The 18061-nt window shown below is 64.0% G+C and carries 21 protein-coding genes; all 21 read left to right on the plus strand.

Annotated elements, in window-relative coordinates; all coding sequences use genetic code 11:
* The first annotated feature begins 469 nt into the window (after positions 1 to 469).
* The 21 genes from ENJ54_00005 to ENJ54_00105 all read left to right on the plus strand — a co-directional run bounded on the left by ENJ54_00005 (position 470) and on the right by ENJ54_00105 (position 18061).
* Positions 470 to 712, plus strand: coding sequence for a hypothetical protein (locus ENJ54_00005; protein ID HFC08230.1), 243 nt, complete (start codon positions 470 to 472; stop codon positions 710 to 712).
* Complete coding sequence (locus tag ENJ54_00010; protein HFC08231.1) at positions 702 to 1091, plus strand: GxxExxY protein; 390 nt, start codon at positions 702 to 704, stop codon at positions 1089 to 1091. The genes ENJ54_00005 and ENJ54_00010 overlap by 11 nt, the downstream gene beginning before the upstream one ends.
* Positions 1007 to 1477, plus strand: coding sequence for a GxxExxY protein (locus tag ENJ54_00015; protein ID HFC08232.1), 471 nt, complete (start codon positions 1007 to 1009; stop codon positions 1475 to 1477). The genes ENJ54_00010 and ENJ54_00015 overlap by 85 nt, the downstream gene beginning before the upstream one ends.
* Complete coding sequence (locus ENJ54_00020; protein ID HFC08233.1) at positions 1447 to 2235, plus strand: ParA family protein; 789 nt, start codon at positions 1447 to 1449, stop codon at positions 2233 to 2235. The genes ENJ54_00015 and ENJ54_00020 overlap by 31 nt, the downstream gene beginning before the upstream one ends.
* 6 nt (positions 2236 to 2241) lie before the next feature.
* On the plus strand, positions 2242 to 2916 hold the full coding sequence (locus ENJ54_00025; protein HFC08234.1) for a hypothetical protein: 675 nt from the start codon (positions 2242 to 2244) through the stop codon (positions 2914 to 2916).
* Between the two features lie 212 nt (positions 2917 to 3128).
* The gene (locus ENJ54_00030; GenBank protein ID HFC08235.1) at positions 3129 to 3437 is read left to right on the plus strand and encodes a hypothetical protein; all 309 of its coding nucleotides are present in this window, start codon (positions 3129 to 3131) and stop codon (positions 3435 to 3437) included.
* Positions 3434 to 3685: a hypothetical protein gene (locus ENJ54_00035; protein ID HFC08236.1), complete on the plus strand. Its 252-nt coding sequence runs from the start codon at positions 3434 to 3436 to the stop codon at positions 3683 to 3685. Before ENJ54_00030 ends, ENJ54_00035 begins: the two co-directional genes overlap by 4 nt.
* Positions 3682 to 4890 carry an ArsR family transcriptional regulator gene (locus ENJ54_00040; GenBank protein HFC08237.1) on the plus strand — a complete coding sequence of 403 codons (1209 nt, stop codon included), beginning with the start codon at positions 3682 to 3684 and terminating at the stop codon, positions 4888 to 4890. Before ENJ54_00035 ends, ENJ54_00040 begins: the two co-directional genes overlap by 4 nt.
* Positions 4883 to 5788, plus strand: a complete 906-nt coding sequence (locus ENJ54_00045) for a recombinase (protein HFC08238.1) — start codon at positions 4883 to 4885, stop codon at positions 5786 to 5788. The genes ENJ54_00040 and ENJ54_00045 overlap by 8 nt, the downstream gene beginning before the upstream one ends.
* Positions 5789 to 5876: 88 nt before the next feature.
* Positions 5877 to 6224, plus strand: a complete 348-nt coding sequence (locus tag ENJ54_00050; protein HFC08239.1) for a hypothetical protein — start codon at positions 5877 to 5879, stop codon at positions 6222 to 6224.
* A 306-nt stretch (positions 6225 to 6530) separates the two neighbouring features.
* Positions 6531 to 7400: a hypothetical protein gene (locus ENJ54_00055; protein HFC08240.1), complete on the plus strand. Its 870-nt coding sequence runs from the start codon at positions 6531 to 6533 to the stop codon at positions 7398 to 7400.
* 68 nt (positions 7401 to 7468) lie between these two features.
* Positions 7469 to 8023, plus strand: a complete 555-nt coding sequence (locus ENJ54_00060) for a hypothetical protein (protein HFC08241.1) — start codon at positions 7469 to 7471, stop codon at positions 8021 to 8023.
* Positions 8024 to 8026: 3 nt separating this feature from the next.
* On the plus strand, positions 8027 to 8737 hold the full coding sequence (locus tag ENJ54_00065) for a DUF4352 domain-containing protein (protein HFC08242.1): 711 nt from the start codon (positions 8027 to 8029) through the stop codon (positions 8735 to 8737).
* 75 nt (positions 8738 to 8812) lie between these two features.
* A complete protein-coding gene (locus ENJ54_00070; GenBank protein HFC08243.1) occupies positions 8813 to 12259 on the plus strand; it encodes an ATP-binding protein in 3447 nt (1148 codons plus the stop codon).
* A complete protein-coding gene (locus tag ENJ54_00075) occupies positions 12256 to 12498 on the plus strand; it encodes a hypothetical protein (protein ID HFC08244.1) in 243 nt (80 codons plus the stop codon). Before ENJ54_00070 ends, ENJ54_00075 begins: the two co-directional genes overlap by 4 nt.
* An 8-nt stretch (positions 12499 to 12506) precedes the next feature.
* On the plus strand, positions 12507 to 12713 hold the full coding sequence (locus ENJ54_00080; protein ID HFC08245.1) for a hypothetical protein: 207 nt from the start codon (positions 12507 to 12509) through the stop codon (positions 12711 to 12713).
* Positions 12714 to 12730: 17 nt separating this feature from the next.
* Positions 12731 to 13657, plus strand: coding sequence for a Flp pilus assembly protein CpaB (gene cpaB, locus ENJ54_00085; GenBank protein ID HFC08246.1), 927 nt, complete (start codon positions 12731 to 12733; stop codon positions 13655 to 13657).
* Entirely contained in the window at positions 13657 to 14925 is a 1269-nt protein-coding gene (locus tag ENJ54_00090) for a ParA family protein (GenBank protein HFC08247.1), read from the plus strand. The genes cpaB and ENJ54_00090 overlap by 1 nt, the downstream gene beginning before the upstream one ends.
* Positions 14926 to 14964: 39 nt before the next feature.
* Positions 14965 to 16221, plus strand: a complete 1257-nt coding sequence (locus ENJ54_00095; protein ID HFC08248.1) for a CpaF family protein — start codon at positions 14965 to 14967, stop codon at positions 16219 to 16221.
* Positions 16218 to 17159: a hypothetical protein gene (locus ENJ54_00100; GenBank protein ID HFC08249.1), complete on the plus strand. Its 942-nt coding sequence runs from the start codon at positions 16218 to 16220 to the stop codon at positions 17157 to 17159. Before ENJ54_00095 ends, ENJ54_00100 begins: the two co-directional genes overlap by 4 nt.
* A complete protein-coding gene (locus tag ENJ54_00105) occupies positions 17156 to 18061 on the plus strand; it encodes a hypothetical protein (protein ID HFC08250.1) in 906 nt (301 codons plus the stop codon). Before ENJ54_00100 ends, ENJ54_00105 begins: the two co-directional genes overlap by 4 nt.

Raw genomic sequence — 18061 nt, forward strand, 5'->3', positions numbered from 1 at the left:
TCTCGCACCCACGCCCTCCCCCTCCCTCGCCCCGCGCGCCGAGGGAACCTCGGTCAGCACAGGGAGCAACGCCACGGCGAAAGCCGTAGTTTGCACCGGCTACCCCACAGGCGCGCTAAACGTGCGGGCCTGCCCAGGCGTGCAATGCTGGGCGTTCTTCGTGCTGGACGAAGGGCGTGTCGTGACCGTGGACGGCGTGACCGAGAAAGCAGATGACGGCGCGACCTGGATACACATCATCCGCCCCGTGGACGGGTGGGTGAATGCGAAGTACCTGTGTGAGGTGGAACCATGAACGAACCCGATGAACTCCAAGACAAACCTTGTGCCCTCTGTGGGGAGAAGTTCGACCCCGCGGAGATGATTGAGGTAGAGGACGGCGTTTTCGTGTGCGAGGCTTGCGCCGTCCGGGAATACGACTACGACCCCAACAAGACCGTGCCCGAAGTGTTCCTGGAGGCATAGAGTGATGACGACCCCCAGCGAGGAATACTTTGCCCTCGTCCTCGACCGCATCAAACCCGCGGAAGACCTCGAAACAGTCGTCGAGCACTACACGGAAAAGCACGGACGCCCGCCGCGGAAGGTGCTGCTGCACCCCCACGCGAAAGGCCGCAACGTGGAAGCGGTCATTCAAGCCGCGGAAGCCCTGGGGTTGCCCGTAGAGCGGGACAAATCCCTGTTGGTATGGGAGGTGTGGGTTGGCGGGTAAGACGCCCCTTTCCCTGACCATCGAAGCCGCGAAGCGCGTGCATCGCCGTCTTGGCCCGGGCCACGGCGTGGCCGAGTACAACCGCGCCCTGCGCGCCGAATTGCAGCGCGCGGGCTTGCGGGTGCTCTCCCGGCCTGCGGTGCGGGTACACGGGAAGTACGGCCACAGCACCTACTTGGGCAGTCCCGACCTGCTGGTGCGGAATGGCCGGCGCGAGGCGCTGCTGGTGAGCGTGAGCGCGGCGGAGGCCGTCCCCGCCGACCGCCGCGAGCGGATGGGGCTGTACCTGGCCGCATGGCGCGGCCCTGCCCGCGGGCTGGTGCTGGCCTTTGGTGCGCCGCTGCCGCTGTGGTCTGTGGTGCGGAAGGAGGAAGCATGACGAAGCGCCCCGACCTCCCCTACACCATCGTTGGCGCGGCGATGGAAGTGCATCGCCAGTTAGGCCCCTGGCACGCTGAAAAGGTGTATCGGCGGGCGTTGCAAGCCGCGCTGGAACGCAAAGGGCTGGGCGTGCGCCCCGAAGTGCCGCTTCACCTGCGGGACGAGGATGGCGTGGTGCTGGCGATTTATCGCCCCGACCTGGTGGTGCGGCGAGGCAGGGAAACGGTGGTGGTGGAACTGAAGGCCGAACCTGCCCTGACGGACGCCCATGTGCGGCAGGTGAAAGCCTATTTGAGCGCCTGGCGCGGACGAGCGGAAGGCCTGCTGGTGAACTTCGGCGAAGCCCGCCTGACATGGAAAAAAGTGAGGAAGGAGAGGCCATGACCCGCATCATCACCATCACCAACCAGAAAGGCGGCGTGGGGAAAACCACCACGGCCATCCACTTGGCGCACGGCCTGGCGTTGGCAGGCAAGCGAGTGTTGTTGGTGGATTTGGATGCCCAGGCGCAAGCGGGCATTGCCATGCACATCCCCCCGGCGGACGGCGCTTTCTTCCTGCTGACGATGGGCCTGGACAGAGGCGCAACGGAATACATCCGCGCCCAGATGAAAGAAGTGCGCCCAGGCTGGCGGCTGTTGCCCGCCTCGAAGCGTTTGGCTGGCGTCGAACCGGCGCTCCCCTCCCCTGCCGTTTCCTGGTTGGCCGAGACGTTGAAGCGTTTTGAAAGGGATTTCGACTACATCGTGCTTGACACTGCCCCCACGGTGAACCGGCTGCAAGTGCTGGCCATGTGGGCTGCGGATTGGGTCATCGTGCCCGCAGCCCCCGAACCGCTGAGCGCCAACAGCATTCAGAAAGTGGTACAAACCCTCACCGGCCTCAAAAAGCAGCACCATTGGCAAGGCGGCCTGTTCGGCATTCTTCCGACCATGTACCGCGAGCGGGTGCGCGAACACGCCGAAACCCTGGCCGACTATCGGCACAGGTTTGGCGAAGCCCTGGTGCTGCCGCCCATTCATCTTGCCGCGCGCCTGGCCGAAAGCCCGGCCTACGGGCAAACGGTATTCGAGCGTTCCCCCACCGACCGCGCCGCCCGTGAGTACAGCGCGTTGGTGCAAGCCGTCCTGAAAGCGAGGTGAGTGAACATGAGCAAGAAGCAGCGCAAGAACCTGATGGACATGGAACCCTCCCCCACCACCCCCGACCCCGTGGTGCAATCCATTGCTGCGCCGGAAGCAGGCGCGCATTTGCGCGGGCGCAGGGCAAAGCGCAATCGGGCGTGGGAAAAGGCGAACCCTGTGCTGCGGTGCTGGGTGCCGGTGCACGTACGAGAACGGGCGAAAGAAGTCCAGGCAGCCATCAAGGGCTTGGCCGAAAACCTGTCGAAAGACGAAGGTTTCTTTACCACCACGGGCGAGGTTGCCCGTGTCTTCCTGGAATTTTCGTGGGCTGATATTGAACGTGGGCGCTTAATCCTGACCCCCCAACCCAACCCAAAAGGCCGCAAAATGCGATTGGATTGGGAAGAAGTTGGCGAAGGCTGGCGAAAAGCAAAGCGCGCACCGCGCAGCAAAGGAACAAGGCCAGGCAAAGGCAGCATGTGGCTGGGATACCGCATGACGCCGGACAACGTACGTCTTTGGCAAGAGCGTGTGCAGCAATTAGCGCAGCAGCATGACCTCACGCCTGGCGAGGTGCTGGTGCGGCTATTGAGCCACGGTTTGGCGGCTTACGAAAGCGGTCGTCTGGTATTTCGCAAAGCCCCCGTGGTGACCCGATGGCAAATTTCGGGCAGGATTTCGCGGAAAAACGGATGGTGAAAAACGGCTACCTGAACGGGACGTTCAGCCGCCGTTCAAAGCCCCGTTCAACCGCCGTTCAAAATACCGTTCAACCGCCGTTCAACAACATTGCACAGAAACGCCTGTAAGCCCCCTGAAAAATCGTCTTTGATGTCCAAGTAGGCCAGAAAGAAAGGCGGCTTAGAAGCCGTTTACGGGCGAGATACGGGCAAACCGAAAGGAGCGAAAAGATGTCGTTTGAAGCCTTTGAAAAAGCCTGGGAAAGTCAAAGTCCCCCTGCTCACAAACTGGTTTTGCTGGCCGTGGCAAACCAGGCCGATGAATACGGCTATGCCGTGGTCAACCTGGGCAACCTGGGAAGCAAATGCAACATGACCCTGACGGAAGTCCAGAGCGCGCTGGACAACCTGGCCGCTGCGGGGGAGGTTAGCGTCGAAGGGCAGCAAGACGAGAGCCTGCTGGTGCGGGTGTACCCCAAGCACACGTTCCGGCCAGGGCAATCCCCCTTGCGGCGGCTTTTCGAGGGAGGTAAGGCATGACGGACGAGATTATCCGCGTAGTCAAACGCGAAGCGATGGTCGCCGTGCCCAGGCAGGCGCTTGACGACCCCCGTTTGTCCCTGGCCGCAAAAGGCCTGTGGGCGTACTTGTTCGCCCACCCCGAACTGACCGCTGAGGGCATCGAGGCCGATGACCTGGCGCGGCGCGGGGTAGGGGAGGCGGATGAAATTCGGCATTGCCTGAAAGCGTTGCTTCAGGCCGGTTACCTGACCGAGGAGAGTGCATGATGGGCGAACAACGCTTTAGTGTGATACCCGTTCGCGCTGTAACTGACAAGAACATGCCCGCCCCTGTGTTTCGCACCCTGGCGGCTTTGGGATTGTTCACCGACAAAAACGGCTGGTGCTATCCGTCCTTGCGGGCGCTTTCCGAACTTCTCGGCGTCAGCCGGTCGAGGGTCAGTCGGCACATCAAATGGCTGGCGGAACATGGCTACTTGAACGTGCTGCCTCAGTACAACACCGATGGGAGCAGGGGAACGAACCGTATTCAGGTGCGCTTTGACTACCAGCCCGAAGACGACTTTGCAGCAGAAACGCCGCCCGAAGCAGAAGACGAACCCTCTAAAACTGCCGAAGATGAGCCACAGGCGGGGGAGGGGGTGTTGCGTCCAGAGCAACAGGGTGTTGCGCCCAGCGCAACAGGGGGTGTTGCGCCCAGCGCAACAGGTGTTTCGTCCAGCGCAACAGGTGTTGCGCCCTTAAGCGCAACGGGTGTTGCGCCCTTAAGCGCAACGTTAACGCCCCAATTAACGTCCCAGTTAACGCCCCAAGTTAACGCAAGGTTACAACAACAACAAAACACCCCACTTAACCTTGGGGAGCCCGCGGCTGCTGATGCTGCTGTTGCTGCTGCCGACCTGCCCAACGAAATCCGAGACGCCCTCAAAGCCCTGGGCTGGACAGGCGGCATGGGCGAGGTTGCCGCGGCATGGCAGCAAGATCCCGCGAGGGTGCGCGCGTGGGTCGAGCACGCGCAGCGCAAGGGGTGGTCGGCGGCGCTGCTGCGGGCGGTGTTGCGGGAAGACCCCGGCTACCCGCCGCGGGAGCCTGACCCCGTGCAGCGATACCTGGGCGACTACGCGCCGCCAGACCCGGACGACGCGGCCACGCCCAACGCACCCTCGCCGCCAGCGCCTCCGCCCGACCTGCCCGCGCCCGTGCGCCGGTGGTGGCAGGTCGTTCAGGGGCAGTTGCGGATGGAGATGCCCAAAGCGGCCTTCAACACCTGGGTACGCCCCGCGTTTCCCCTGGCTTTTGCCGACGCCAACGGCGGGGGAGGGAACGCTGTGTTGACCGTGGCCGCGGCCAATGACTACGCCCGCGAATGGCTGGCGGAGCGGCTGACCAAGACCCTGGAACGCAAACTGGCGGGCCTTGCAGGCAAGCCGGTGAGGGTGCAATTCGTGGTGCAGGAGGACGGCAATGCCTGACTTCCACGGTTTTCGTGATTATTTGCTTGCCCGTGACCTTGCTCCGGCCACTGTGCGGGGCTACCTGGCCGACCTCGAAGCCTTTGGCCGCTGGTTCGAGCAGACCAACGGCGAGGTACTGACGCCTGCGGCGGTGACGCCCACGGACGTGCGGGAATACCGCGGCTGGCTGCAACGGCGGGGGTTGAAAGCCGCCACGGTGAACCGCAAACTTTCCTCGTTGCGGGAGTGGTTGCAATGGGCATTGGCATCAGGACAGATTGCGGCCAATCCCGCGGCAGGAGTTCACAAAGTGCGGATGGTCGCGTCTGGCCCGCGCTGGCTGACCAAGCGGGAGCGTTACGCCCTGCAACGGGCAGCGGAAAAGATTTTACAAACCGCCCGCGGGCTGTACTCGCGCCGGTGGATAGTCCATGAGCGGGACGCCCTGCTGGTGCTGTTCCTGCTCAACACCGGCTTGCGGGTTGGGGAGGTGGTGCGGCTGACTGAAGCCGACCTTACCCTGACCGCCCGCGCTGGCGGCGTGCTGGTGCGGCGCGGCAAGGGGAACAAGCAGCGGGTGGTGCCGCTGAACGCGGAAGCGCGCAAGGCGGTGAAGCGGTGGCTGGAAACCCGTGGGGAGACGGGGATCACTGCCGCCGTGCTGTGGTCGGTGGGCAAAGGGCTGACGGCGCGCACCGTGCAGCGTGCGGTGGAGCGTGTAGCGCATGAGGCGAAACTGGACGGCGTAACGCCCCATGTACTGCGGCACACCTTTGCCAAGAGCCTGATAGACGCCGGAGCGGGGCTGCAGGAAGTGGCCGACTTGCTCGGCCACGCCAACCTGCAAACCACGCGGATTTATGTTCAGCCGAGCGCGGGCGACCTTGCCCGTGCGGTGGAAGCCCTGGTGGGCTGAAATTCGGCGAAAAATCGGGTTCTCAAAGATTCTCAAAAACTCTCAAAAGCAAGATGGCTAAAATCAAAACTTTTCGAGGCGGGCAGTTATGAGCAACAATACAGTCTCTTTGCAAGGTTGGCTAACCCTGCGCCGCGACCATGTGCGAGAGGCGCGGGTCAACGGCACAGTGTCCCTTGTCGTGGATGCGGACATGACCACGGGAAAGCCCTACCTGGGCGAGCGGCACGCGGTGGTGCTCGAAGGGCGACAGGCAGAGATGGCCCTGGCGCTGCTCGAAGCCTACCGCGCCGAAACCCTGACCGTTCAGGCCAATGTGCGCGGGACGCTCCGCACCTTCTGGGAGCGAGGAAAGCCCTGTGCAGCGGTGGCGGTGCGCTATGTGGAATTTCTCGGCGAACCCCGAAAGCGGGAAAGCGCCCATGCGGAAGCCTAACGACTTCCGCATGGGCAGGGCTGGCCTAACGGCCTGTGCCCCCGCACCATCGCCCTATCGGGCGTGGTTTAGGGGCGCAGGCCGAATAGGCCAGTGGGACGTCCGGCGGCCTACCGGCCTCCTGCGGCCGATTGGCCGCGTCCACGCGGCGCGTGCCGCCCACGAACACCTGGCCGTCCAGAACTTGACAGGGTTTCCCGCGTCCTGTAAAATGCGGTTGTGGCGTACTACCTTGGGCGTAGTGCGCCTTTTTCGCGCCCCGTGCCCGCGGGGCGTTTGGCGTTTAACCCTGCACGGAGGTGTTCCATGAAGCGAAAGATCCTTTTCTCCCTGCTTGCTGCGGTGGTTGTCGCCGCGGTCGTGGTGAGCGTTGGTGAGGCGGGCTTCCAACTGCCGCCCGGCCACGGTTATGGCAACGGTGGGAGCAGCGGCTACTTGCCCTTTCCGCGCACGCGGTACACCCCGCCCCGGCAAAACATTTATTCCTGGCGCGAGCAAATTCAACCGCGCGACTATGTTCATCGCCCCTGGATGGTACTGACAAACCCATCAGGGTTGCCCGGCTTGAAAGGTGGCGGCCAGATGGGACGGACGTTGGCATTCGTCCCATGGCCGTTGTCCGACGGAGCAATGTTGCCGCCTGCTTCCCCCCCAACCCCACGCCCACGACCGCGTCCCACACCGCGCCCGACGCCGCGCCCTGCGCCAGTGACATGCACCCCGACCTACGCCGCGCCGTCCCTGTACGCCGACACCGTGCCCTACAACCCGCCGCATCCGGTGGTCATCGGGCAGGACCCCCTCAAAACGGGGGTGGACGTGACCTTCAAAGCGTCTGGCGGGCGCAAGACCAACAACTGTCCGCGCGGTGCGGGGCAGCAGCGCATTGTGGAATTTCGGGTGCTGGAAGTGCAACTTGCCCAGAGCAGCCGCGAGTGGATCGCGACCGAACTGGCGAAGGTGTACCCCGGCGCGTATATCAAAGGGCAGTACCCCCTGCCGTTCAAGGTGAAAAGCCGCGGGCTTGGGTACCGCGCCGCCCTGACCGTCCACATCGACCCGCCCGACCCCGGCTTTTACGACTTCAAGGTCGAGGTGAAGCAGGCGGACGGTCAGAAGACGGTCAAGTGGTTCTCCGTGCCGGTGTACTTGCTGGAAACGACCCTCATCCACTAACTAATTGCCCGACCACCCGCCCCCCTGACTACTTGACTACTTGACTACCCAACTACCCAACGAACCTCATGCCTCACCCCTGGTATCTCCCCCTGATTTGGACGCTGAACGGCTTTCTGGCCGTGGTTTACACCGCGGCGGAGCACTGGTACTTGCTGGCGCTGGCCGGCGGCGTTGCCGCCCTGTACCTGCATCCCGTGGTGCAGAAAGGGGCAGAGGAGCATCGTCGCTGGCTGCTGGGTTCGGCGGTTGTGCTCTTGGGCGCAGTGGTGTTCAGCCCGGCAGCGATTGGCGCGCTGGCCGCAGGCATGGCATGGGCAGGGCTGGCCGCCCTGCGTCTGGAACGCTTCAACCCCCGCCTGTTGTACTGGCGCATCGTTCAGGGATTGGGGCTGTACGGCTTGATTGTGCTGGGGGTGCTGGCCTACTACGCGCTGGTAGCGTCAGCGCCCCCCGAAATGTTGGGGGGCGGACAGGCTTACCTGGAAATCATTGCGTCCATCGCCCTGTATGCTTACCCCCTGGGATTTTTGGCAATGCTGGCGCAGGCCGTCTTTGCTCATCCTCCGGTGAGCAGGCCGGAAGACTTGATTACCACCGTCCGCACGCGGGGAAAGGATTGAGCCATGAAACGCATCACCTTTTTCGTGTGGCTTTTCCTGCTGCTGCTGGCATCCTGTCAGGCGCAGCGGCCCCGCCCCGCTGCGCCTGGTACACCTGTCTGGAAACCCGCTGCAACCGCGCAGGCGGCGGCCTTGCAGGCTATCCAGACGCAGGTCGCCCACCTGCAAGCAGCCCTTACGGCCATGCCCGCCGCTTCCGCGGCGGAGGGGGAGGGAGCGGAAGGATTGGACGAGGGCGTGCCGGTGGTCACGAACACCCCCTCGCCTACGCCCACGCCAGTGGGTACGGTGGAGGCGGGCGTTAGCCATGCCGTGAAGGTCACGGGGCAAAGCGGGGCGCATCTCACCTTCCGAAATGTGCGGTGGGTGGAACAGGCGGGAGGCTTCCGCCCCAGCCCGGGCTACCGCTGGCTGGCGGTGGACGTCGCGATAGACAACCCGCCCAACAACGCGGCGGTGGACTATGCGCCCATTTGGTTCGCGGTGTTGCTGGACGGCGGAGCGGAACAGGTCATGCCCATCCCCATCGTGGGCGCGCCGCTGATGTCCCTGGTCACCATTCCCCCAGGCGGCAGGACGAGCGGGACGCTGGTGTTCCGCATTCCCGCGGACTTCGCCGACCAGACCACCTACACCCTGCAAATTCAGGACGCGCCGCTGACCATGCGGCCGCCGGTGACGGTGCGGCTGGAGGTGGTGGAAAGCGGCCAATAGGTCGGAGTGGCCGATTGGCCGAGGGTATAGGAGGCTTAGGCCGATTGGCCGCTTTGCAGCGCAAAGGAGCGAGCGATGATTGCGGTCGTGGACAACGGGATTAGAAACAGGGATGGGCAACCCATCATGTGGTTTCGCCTTCGCCAAAACGACGGGCGGGAGGTTTTCCGCGCGGTACTGCTGCATCGGTTGGCTGTCATCCCCATCAGCAGCAAAGAGGATTACGACTTGTTGGGGAAGCAGTGGGCAGCCGTGCGCGGCCTCTACAATGCGGGCGTAGATTTCGTGTACTCCACCCTGGGCATCTATCGCCCCGACCACGTCGGCATCGTGCAGTTCTACGGGGCGGCAGCCAATGGCGACACGCTGGACGAAGCGGAGCGGCTGGCGCGGCAGCGGTTGGCCGCGGTGCTGGCAACACTGGCAAACTACCCGCAGTCCCAGACCGTGCCCCCCGAAACGCAGTTCATGGCGTGGTATCTGGACTTCGTGATGTCCAGTAAGCGCATACTGGCTTTGCTGGGGCATCCCGACCCCCGTGAGACACGGCGGGGGTTGCTGGGGGAAGATGGGGAATTGCCCAACAACACGGGCGCAGACCTGGCCGCCGAGCAGAACGAAATCCTGTTCCGCGGCCTGGCAAAATTGCAGCGAAACTTCATCTTCCAGACGACCGCGGCGCACGTCTCCCGCAGGCGTTTGGCGGAAGCCCTGGTGCGTGTGGCGCAGGTGGCCTCCATCGTGGCGTCGCGGCAACGGGGGGCTATCAACATTGGCTTTGGGGTTTCTGTCCCCATCATGGCGGCGCTTTCCCGCGGCGTCAGCGCGGGGCAGAGCGTGGCGCATTCCCAAACCCACAGTACGGCCGAGGGTGTCAGCCAGGGGTGGGGGGTGGGGCATACCCACGGCACCGCTCATACGGATAGCATTACACAAACCACAGGCGGCGGCGTGACGCACACCGTCAGCAATGGTGTGGCGCACGGGCAGAGCCACAGCATAAGCCGCAGCGTGACCGATGGCGTCGCCCACACCACGAGCCAGAGCGTGACCGATAGTTCTTCCAGCACCGTCGCTCACGGCGTAACCCAAAGCGGCAGTGCTACCACTTCCAGCAACGTTACGAGCACGGTGTCCCAAAGTCAATCGCTCACGAATAGTAGTTCCCAAACGAGCAATTGGGCGCGGCAGCATAGTGCCACGTTGCAACAGGGCGGAGACGCAAGCGGCGATTTCGTCATCCTCCAAGGCGGGTACAAAAAGAGCGTCGCGGAACTTCAAGGTTTGAGTTGGGGACAGGCATCCACTCAGGGCACGGCGAATACCACCACCACCGGCGGAGCGTTGAGCACGGGAGCGGGCACAGCGTATACCAGCGGCCTTGCGAATTCGAGTTCTGTTGCCAGTACCACCGGACACGCCGTCAGTCACGGCACGGCAGACACCACCAGCCACGCGGTGAGCCGCGGCGAAGCCTGGGGAACGTCCCAGGTCAAGAGCCACGGCGAGGCGACATCGGTTTCCAGTTTTTGGAGCACCTCACGGGGGCACAGCGACACCGTGAGCCAGAGCGATAGCACGAGCCAGAACTGGGGGCGTTCTCACACCGAGGGCAATGCGAATGCCGTGGCCGCGGGGAACGCCGCGGGCGCGGTGTGGGGCGCGGGGCTTTCCGGCGGCCTTGTGCCGTCTGCATCTGTTGGCCGGTCATGGCAAACGGAAGACGACACCGCCATTCGCCTCACGGAAATCCTGCGTGGCCTCGAAGGGCTGCTCAATCAGGCCAGCGCCGAGGGCGGCTTTATGACCAGCGCGCTGTTGTTCACCGAGGACGATGAGGCGGCTGCCGCCGCCGAGAGCCTGGTGCCGCAGGCGTTCCACGGCCCCAACGTGCCCACGCCTGTGCTCACCATCCCGCCAGACCCCCAGGATGAGGAGCAGTTGCGTTTACATGCCCTTGCCCTGTTGCCGTGGGAGGATAGTCCCCAAGACGGCGACCCCTTCCACGGCATTCTCTGGCACAAGTACGACACGTTACTCACCGCGGGGCAGGTGGCTGCCTACACCGCCCCTTCCCTGCTGGAAGAAGGCAGCGCAGTCACCGTTATCGCCCCCATTCCCGAAGGGATGGGCTTTTACCCCGACATGCCGGGGGACGTGGTCTTGGGGCATCAATACAGCCCCACCACCCACGACCTCACCAATGCCCCTGTCCGGCTGGACAAGAAGCATCTCTTTCACACCATGTTCGCCGGTGATACCGGCTGGGGAAAATCCGTTTCGGCGGTGCGGATGGCCTACGAAACCACGCTGCACTGGCACACCCGCACCGTGGTGCTGGACTTCGGGGCGGGCTGGCGCGCGCTGCTCAACGCACCAGGGCTGGAAGGGCATGTGGACATCCGCCAACTGTGGCCGGACGCCCCGCGCCCCTTGCGCTGGAACCCGTTGCAAATCGGGCGCAACATTGACCCCGAAACCCAGTGGCGGGCTTTCGCCGACATCTTCGGCAGCATTGCCAAACTGGGCGTGCGGCGGCAAAAGCAGGAATTGTTAGACGCCCTGCGTACCGTGTACCTGAAAGCAGGCGTGCTGGTGGACGACCCCGAAATCCGCAATGATCCTGTGTGGGGCAGGGTGCGCGCAGATGAGGCCGACGCGGTGGGGGTGGACGCGAATACCCCCCTGGGCGATTTGACCTGGCAGCAAAAGCAGGCCGTGGCGGTGCTGCGGTCAAGCAGGGTTGGACTGTCCGACCTTTACAAACAGGTGGAAGCCAAGTTACAGGACGTCCCCCCGCGGGATACCATGCTGCAAGGCGTTCTGGAAGGTATCCTCTACCGCCTCAACCCGCTGGTGCAGGGCGCGGCGTCCCGCCTGTTCGCTTCGGGCACGGACGTCGTGCCCGTGGAAGACATGGCGCGCCCGTGGGGGGTGCTGGTGGTGGAGGGCGGCTCGTTCCTCGACGACTTCGGCAAAGCCTTCTTGTTGGGCTGGCTGGGCTGGCATCTCTATACCGACATGATGGCGCGGCGGGTGCGCCACCTGTCCGCCCCCGATGAACCGCTTTTGCAGATTTTCTTCGAGGAAGCCAACAAGATTTTCGGCGGCATCGAGCAGGACAGCAGCGACACCGAGGGCATTTCCGCCGCGCAGCGGTTTGGCGATATGTTCCGCGACGCCCGCAAGTACGGCGTGCGGCTGCATATCATTACCCAGGCTCCCAGCCTGATACCCCCCGACATCGTTTCTTCCTGCAACAATTTGAGCATTGCTTTCCTGAAACAGCCCAAAGACAAGGACATCGTACTATCTGCCCTCGCACGCTCGGAAAAGGGCTTCCGCGATGAGGAATGGCGGCGTTTCCTGTCCGACATGGGGATTGGCATGGCGATTGGCCGTTTCCCGTATGACGAAGACCGCGCCCGCCAGCGCCCCATCCTCTACCGCCCTCTCATGCTGGACGTTCCCGAACCCGACGACGAGGAAATCGCCCGCAAACTTGGGAGGCTTGCGGTATGAAACACTTTCCCCTGCTGCTTTTCCTGCTGCTTGTAGCCGCTGTGTTGATACTGCTGGCATGGCCGTCCCCAGTACCCTGGGGGAAACCCACCGCGACGCCCACGCTGTGGAGCGCCCCTGTGCTGGCTTCCCCGACCGCCACGCCCACGCCCACGGCGGGGTGGTGGGCAATCACGCCCGAATGGATGGCAACAGCAGTTTCACCAACCCCAACACCAACACCAACCCCAGCGCCGTGAGGTGAAGTATGTCCAATGACGCCCTTGTCGAAGCCGCCAAAACGCTCCTGAAACACGTCTCGGAGGGAGAGAAGCCGACCCTTGTGGTGGTGATCAATCGGCAGCAAGAGGTGGTGGATGTGGATTTGCGCCCTTTCGCCGACGTCGCCGCCATGCTGCGCCTGAAAGGGCGCAGGCTCTCATTGGAGCAAGTGCGACCCGACCCTGACGCCTGACTTTGGAGGTTTGTTTTATGCTGCGTAGCAAATGGTTCAAAATCGGCATTGCGCTCATCGTTGCCGTGGTGGTGCTCATGCTCTCCCGCGGCGAGCAAACAGCCAGCGTGCTTGTGGCTGCTCACCCGCTGGACGCGGGCAAAATCCTGACGGCCAACGACGTCACGACCGAAACCCTGCCCGTTTCCGCCGTACCCGCAGACGCGCTCACCGACCCTCAGCAGGTATCGGGGCAGCAGTTGGCCGTGCCCCGCGCGAAAGGCGACCTGCTGCGGGCGTCCATGCTGGGCGCGCCGGCGGTCAAACTGAACGCCAACGAAAGGGGCGTGGCCTTGCAGGTGGACGACCCCGCGGGTATCGCCGGTATGCTGCGCCCTGGTGACAGGGTGGGGGTGGTGGCGCTGCTTGACGCCGACACGTTCACGAACACCGTTTTTGCTCCTCTCTTTGGCAACGGAGAAGAACAGCCACAGGGGGAGAACGACCAGGCCGGTTACTACGCCACCCCCGCGCCGCCGCCTGTGCCGCAGAACCCCGGCGACTATGCCAAAGTCCTCTTTGAACCCCTGCGTGTGGTGTATATCTCCCCCGACTTCCAGGCCGCCGAGATGCGCGGCGACGTCCAGCAGCAGGAAGAAGGCGGACTGATGGTGCAAGGCGCAGGCCCCACTAAGACCCGGCAGGGAACGGTCGTTCTGGCCGTGCCCGCCGCACCCGTCAAGATGGTGTACGACTTCGCGACCTGGGGGGCGGGCAAGGAAACCGTACCCGTCAACTTGGTGGAACTGTTGAGCGCCCTCAAAATGGCGGATGGGGTGCATTTGAGTTTGTACCTTATGCCGCAAAACGCCAAACCCATGACCACTTCAGGCGTGTTCGTGCCGCAGGTCGTGGTGCTGCCCGCTGCGCCTACGCCCACCCCAACCCCGAAAGGAGGCCAATGATGAGCGGCACGTGGAAAACGCCCCAGCCGGAGGATACGGGTGAAGCCACCGTGCTGATTGCCGCGCCGCCCGCGCGCCTCAACGTGTGGGGGCCGGCGTTGAGCGATGACCCTCGCCTGCGTGTGGTGTCCGTGGCGACAACGCCGGACGACCTGGCGGCGAAACTGGCTGCCCATCCCCACGCGCTGCTGCTCGACGGCACCGTTTTTCCCGGCCCCAAAGAACTGCTGGATTTTCTGGGCGGGGTGCAGGTGGACGCCTACGTGGTGCTGCCGCCAGAAGGGGCAGACGCCGTACCCCAGGTACAGGCTTTTCCCACGGTGAAGGCGGCCTACGTGGGCGACATCGACAATTTGAAGACCCTCACCGATACCATCGTGGCTAACGCCCAGGCCGCTGTGCTTCAGGATGGCGCAATCTGGAATGCAAGCCGCGGCGGGAACGCTGTGGCGGGTTTCAAGAGCGTGGCCGTCTGGAACCAGGCAGGCGGGGTGGGGAAGACCACCGTCGCGTCCAACCTGGCCGCAGCCGCCGCCCAGCGCGGCGTCCCTACGCTGCTCATCGGCCTGGGCGCGCCCGACGACCTCGCCCTCATCATGGGGCTGAAACCGCGCCCCAATATCACAGAATGGCTTGCCAATCCCACCGCGGACGGCCTCAAAGAGGCCATTCAGAAGCGGGACAACCTGGACGTCCTCGCGGGTTTCCCTGACGTGCTCTCCGAAGCCCGTCTCACCAGTTTGCCCGCAGATGCGCCTTCCAATATTCCCAACCTTGTGACCACCGCGGCCTACATGGGCTACGGGCTGGTGGTGATTGACGCCCCGCCTTCCAGCCTTGCGGCCAACGCCATCGCCGCGGCCAACACCCTCGTCCTGGTGGCGCGGCCCTCGCTGGAAGGCGTGCTGCGCGCCGTGGAAGCCTACCGCACCGTCACCGAGCGGTTGGCCGGCAGGCATCGCATCACCGCAACGGGCGTTCATGTGGTGCTCAACAGGACGGGCAACCGGCTGAGCACCCAGGAATGGCACGCTGCGGCTTCGGATTTGCTGGGGCGGGGGTTCCCCCCTGTACTGGCCGAAATCCCCGACCTGCCCGCCGTGGGGCGGGCGCAGGACGCCCGTCAGTTGCCTATCGCCGTGAGCGCCGAGTTTGCCCGCGCCCTCAACCCCTTGGTGTCCGCCCTTGCCCCCGCAGGGAGCAACGGCAACGGACGCTTTCGCCGGGGCAAGGAATATCGGTTTCTGGGCATCAAGGTGCGTGTGTGAGGTAAATCTATGAGCGGATGGTTGAACGTCACCAACACCATGACCGAGGAACAGCAGCAACAGGTCATTGAGGCTGCCGTAACCCGTTTGAGCGGTCTTCCTCTGACCGTGACCCGCAACCGCGCCCAAATGCAGCAGAAGGCGCGCGCCGCGGTGCAAAATGTCGTTAGCGAGATGGGCTTCACAGCGCCCGACACGCTGGTCGAGTACCTTGCCCAGCAGGTGGCCGCTGCGGTGGGCGGCTTTGGTTTTCTGGACGCCCTGCTGCCCCCCAACCGTACCGACCTGGTGGAAATTGCCCTCAATCCCGATGGCAGCGTGTGGCTCAACCGCAAGGGCGAAATGCGGATGGAGCGATACGACTACACGCCCTCGGTACAGGAAGCGTGGCGCGCCGTGGAAGCCATTTTGGGCGTTACCGGCCGCGCCCTGACCGAAGCCACCCCCTCGGTGGACGCCAAACTGCCCCGCTTCGAGGGGATGGGCGGGGCGCGGGTGAAGGCGGTACATCCCATCATCGCCCCAGGCGAGTATCCCGTTTTGAGCATTCGGCTTTTCGAACCCAGGCCGGTGCTGCCCGAACAAATCATTGCCTGGGAAACGACGCCCCCTTTTGTGATGGATGAAATCCTGCGTGCGGTATCCCTGCGCTCCCGCGTGCTGGTGATAGGCGGCACGGCCACAGGCAAGACGACCTTCCTCTCGGCCATTGCCAACGGCGGCATCCCGCTGGACGCCCGCGTGGTGAAGATTGAAGACCCTGAAGAAATCTGGTTGCAGCACCCCAATGTCGTCACGCTGGAAGCCCGCCATCCGCAACCCGGCTCATCCGTCCCGCCGTACCGCATTGCGGACGGTGTGGACGACGCCCTGCGAATGCGCCCGGACTGGCTCATCGTGGGCGAGGTGCGGACGGGCAGGGCTGCGCTGGCCTTGTTCCGCGCCCAGATGAGCGACCACCCCGGCCTTTCCACCTTCCACGCCGAAACCCCCGACGCGGCGGTAAAACGCCTTTCGCTCATCATGTTCGGCGATGCTCAAGTGCGCTTTGAACCCGCCAAAGGCATCTTCGAGGAAGCCGTGGATGTCGTGGTGCAGGTGGGGTGGCACAACGCCCGGCGGCGTGTGCTGGGCGTGTGGGAGGTGGCGGGCATGAAGGGAGGCAACGTGAAGTTTCGCCAGTTGTACGCCATTGGCGACGAGGGCATGGGGAAGATCACTCGCACCCGTACCCAGTGGGACGCCCTTGCGCCTGCTGAGGTTTTGGCCGAAGTTGTAGAGGAGCAAGCGGTATGAGCATGGACGTTTCCACCCTCTTTTCGTTCCTGCGCGTTGGGGGCGCGGCTCTGATAGGGCTGGCCGTGTACTGGCTGGTGGACGCTGTGAGCGCGCGGCGCACGTCGCGCACCCTGACCGACTTCGTGGTTGCTGGCGGGAGACGCTACGTTGCGGACGCGACCGCCGCGGACATGGGTACAGAGGCTTATAAGGTGCGCCTCGCTTTTGCCTCTGTGGGTATTCACGTTCCCCCTGGGCGCGAAAGCCTCTACCGCTGGGGCGCTACCGCGGCCCTTTCCCTGGTCGCCGTGGGGCTTGGGGTGACCTACCGCTTGCCCGTCATGCTGGTGCTCGCCCTTCCCGCGGCGGCTGTGGTGGGGGTGGGCAGTTGGATTGGCGGCCATTGGGACAAACAACGCCAGGCCATTGAAGCCGAAATTCCCGTACTGCTCACTCGCCTGTCCTCCACGATACAGGTCAACAATGACCCCCTGCAGGCGTTGGACGACGTGGTCGCTTCGCTTTCCCCCGGCCCCCTGCAAACATGGCTGCGGGGACTGGTGCAAAACATCCAGATGCGCGGGGTGCAGGCGTTCCCTCCCGCGCTGGCGGAAGCCGAAATTATCTCCCCTTCGCTGCACACCGTGGTCGCCACGATTGAACGCATGTGGCGCACGGGCGGCGCGGGATACATTCATGCGTTCCGCATGAGCGCCGAAAACCTGGCGACGCTGCTCAACAGCCGCGCCGAGGCGATGGCAACCGCAGCGAAGGCGTGGAGTACCATCCGCGTCATCCTGCTGGCTTTGGGGGGCGCGTTTCTGGTGGTGCTGGCGACGCCCAGCAGCGCCGCGATGTTACGAAATCCCACGGTGCAGGTCGGGCTGTTCTTTGTTGTACTGTGGGGGTTGGTGGGCTACTGGTACATTCAGGGACAGATTGCGGAGGTGCTATGACCACGCTCATGGGTGTTCTGGATGCAGGCGCGCCTTTCGTCGCTGCCTTGTTCATGGGGCTGGCGGCTTACTGGCTGGTGGACGCCGTGCAGGTGGGACGCACGGCGGCCCGGCAGTTGGCCGATTTCAAGCCGCGCGCCGAGGAACAGACCTTTACCGAACGGTTGGGGGATTGGGTGGCTGCACATTCTCCCATTCCCTTGAAGGTGTCCGAGTGGCAGGAAAATATCCGCTGGGCGCAGCGTGCAGGGCAATTGCAGGGCGTCACGGTCTCCCGCATGTTGGGGGAGGCGGTGATCTACACCGTGCTGGGCTACGCCGCGGTGTTTGCGTTCCGGGCGCACGGCCTGGCGCTGTGGCTTTCCCCGCTGTTGTTGGGCGCGTACCCGCTGCTGAGGGTGAAAAACCGCGCCGGCCGTGTGTATCGCACGGTGCACCGCGTGTTGCCTGAAACGGCAGGCTTCATCGCTGCGGAAATGGCCGCGGGCAATTCCGCAGAGCAGGCGTTGATGCGCGCCGCGGAAGGCCACAACCCGCTGGGGCGCTTCCTCGCCGAGGCGCTGGATTTTGCCCAGCGCACGGGGCGGCCTGTGTTCTCCAACCCTCCCGTGGAGGGCGCGCTGGTGGAGTATGCCCGTCAGGAAGCCAAAAACCTGCCCGGGCTGCGGGCGTTTGTGCGTCAGTTGGACATGGTAGCGCGCAAGGGCGTTTCGGGCGCGCAGTTGATGGTGGACATTGCCCAAACCCTTGCACGGGAGCATCATCAGGAAGTGATGCAGGCCGCGAAGACGCTGGACAGCAAACTGGTGGTGGCCGCTGCGGTGTTCTACTTCATGCCCTTCGTGGCGCTGCTGTTGTTCGCCTTCGCTGCGCCGGTCATCCGGATGTTTAGCGGGGGGTAG

The sequence above is a fragment of the Chloroflexota bacterium genome (assembly GCA_011322445.1).
Taxonomy (GTDB): Bacteria; Chloroflexota; Anaerolineae; order Anaerolineales; family DRMV01; genus DRMV01.

Excerpts from the sequence above, each read along its gene's own strand:
- ENJ54_00035 (HFC08236.1), top strand. The coding sequence starts at position 3,434 with ATGACGGACGAGATTATCCGCGTAGTCAAACGCGAAGCGATGGTCGCC.
- ENJ54_00025 (HFC08234.1), top strand. The coding sequence starts at position 2,242 with ATGAGCAAGAAGCAGCGCAAGAACCTGATGGACATGGAACCCTCCCCC.
- ENJ54_00020 (HFC08233.1), top strand. The coding sequence starts at position 1,447 with ATGGAAAAAAGTGAGGAAGGAGAGGCCATGACCCGCATCATCACCATC.
- ENJ54_00105 (HFC08250.1), top strand. The coding sequence starts at position 17,156 with ATGACCACGCTCATGGGTGTTCTGGATGCAGGCGCGCCTTTCGTCGCT.
- ENJ54_00095 (HFC08248.1), top strand. The coding sequence starts at position 14,965 with ATGACCGAGGAACAGCAGCAACAGGTCATTGAGGCTGCCGTAACCCGT.
- ENJ54_00065 (HFC08242.1), top strand. The coding sequence starts at position 8,027 with ATGAAACGCATCACCTTTTTCGTGTGGCTTTTCCTGCTGCTGCTGGCA.
- ENJ54_00045 (HFC08238.1), top strand. The coding sequence starts at position 4,883 with ATGCCTGACTTCCACGGTTTTCGTGATTATTTGCTTGCCCGTGACCTT.
- ENJ54_00005 (HFC08230.1), top strand. The coding sequence starts at position 470 with ATGACGACCCCCAGCGAGGAATACTTTGCCCTCGTCCTCGACCGCATC.
- ENJ54_00030 (HFC08235.1), top strand. The coding sequence starts at position 3,129 with ATGTCGTTTGAAGCCTTTGAAAAAGCCTGGGAAAGTCAAAGTCCCCCT.
- ENJ54_00040 (HFC08237.1), top strand. The coding sequence starts at position 3,682 with ATGATGGGCGAACAACGCTTTAGTGTGATACCCGTTCGCGCTGTAACT.
- ENJ54_00080 (HFC08245.1), top strand. The coding sequence starts at position 12,507 with ATGTCCAATGACGCCCTTGTCGAAGCCGCCAAAACGCTCCTGAAACAC.
- ENJ54_00060 (HFC08241.1), top strand. The coding sequence starts at position 7,469 with ATGCCTCACCCCTGGTATCTCCCCCTGATTTGGACGCTGAACGGCTTT.
- ENJ54_00100 (HFC08249.1), top strand. The coding sequence starts at position 16,218 with ATGAGCATGGACGTTTCCACCCTCTTTTCGTTCCTGCGCGTTGGGGGC.
- cpaB (HFC08246.1), top strand. The coding sequence starts at position 12,731 with ATGCTGCGTAGCAAATGGTTCAAAATCGGCATTGCGCTCATCGTTGCC.
- ENJ54_00015 (HFC08232.1), top strand. The coding sequence starts at position 1,007 with ATGGCGCGGCCCTGCCCGCGGGCTGGTGCTGGCCTTTGGTGCGCCGCT.
- ENJ54_00090 (HFC08247.1), top strand. The coding sequence starts at position 13,657 with ATGAGCGGCACGTGGAAAACGCCCCAGCCGGAGGATACGGGTGAAGCC.
- ENJ54_00050 (HFC08239.1), top strand. The coding sequence starts at position 5,877 with ATGAGCAACAATACAGTCTCTTTGCAAGGTTGGCTAACCCTGCGCCGC.
- ENJ54_00070 (HFC08243.1), top strand. The coding sequence starts at position 8,813 with ATGATTGCGGTCGTGGACAACGGGATTAGAAACAGGGATGGGCAACCC.
- ENJ54_00075 (HFC08244.1), top strand. The coding sequence starts at position 12,256 with ATGAAACACTTTCCCCTGCTGCTTTTCCTGCTGCTTGTAGCCGCTGTG.
- ENJ54_00055 (HFC08240.1), top strand. The coding sequence starts at position 6,531 with ATGAAGCGAAAGATCCTTTTCTCCCTGCTTGCTGCGGTGGTTGTCGCC.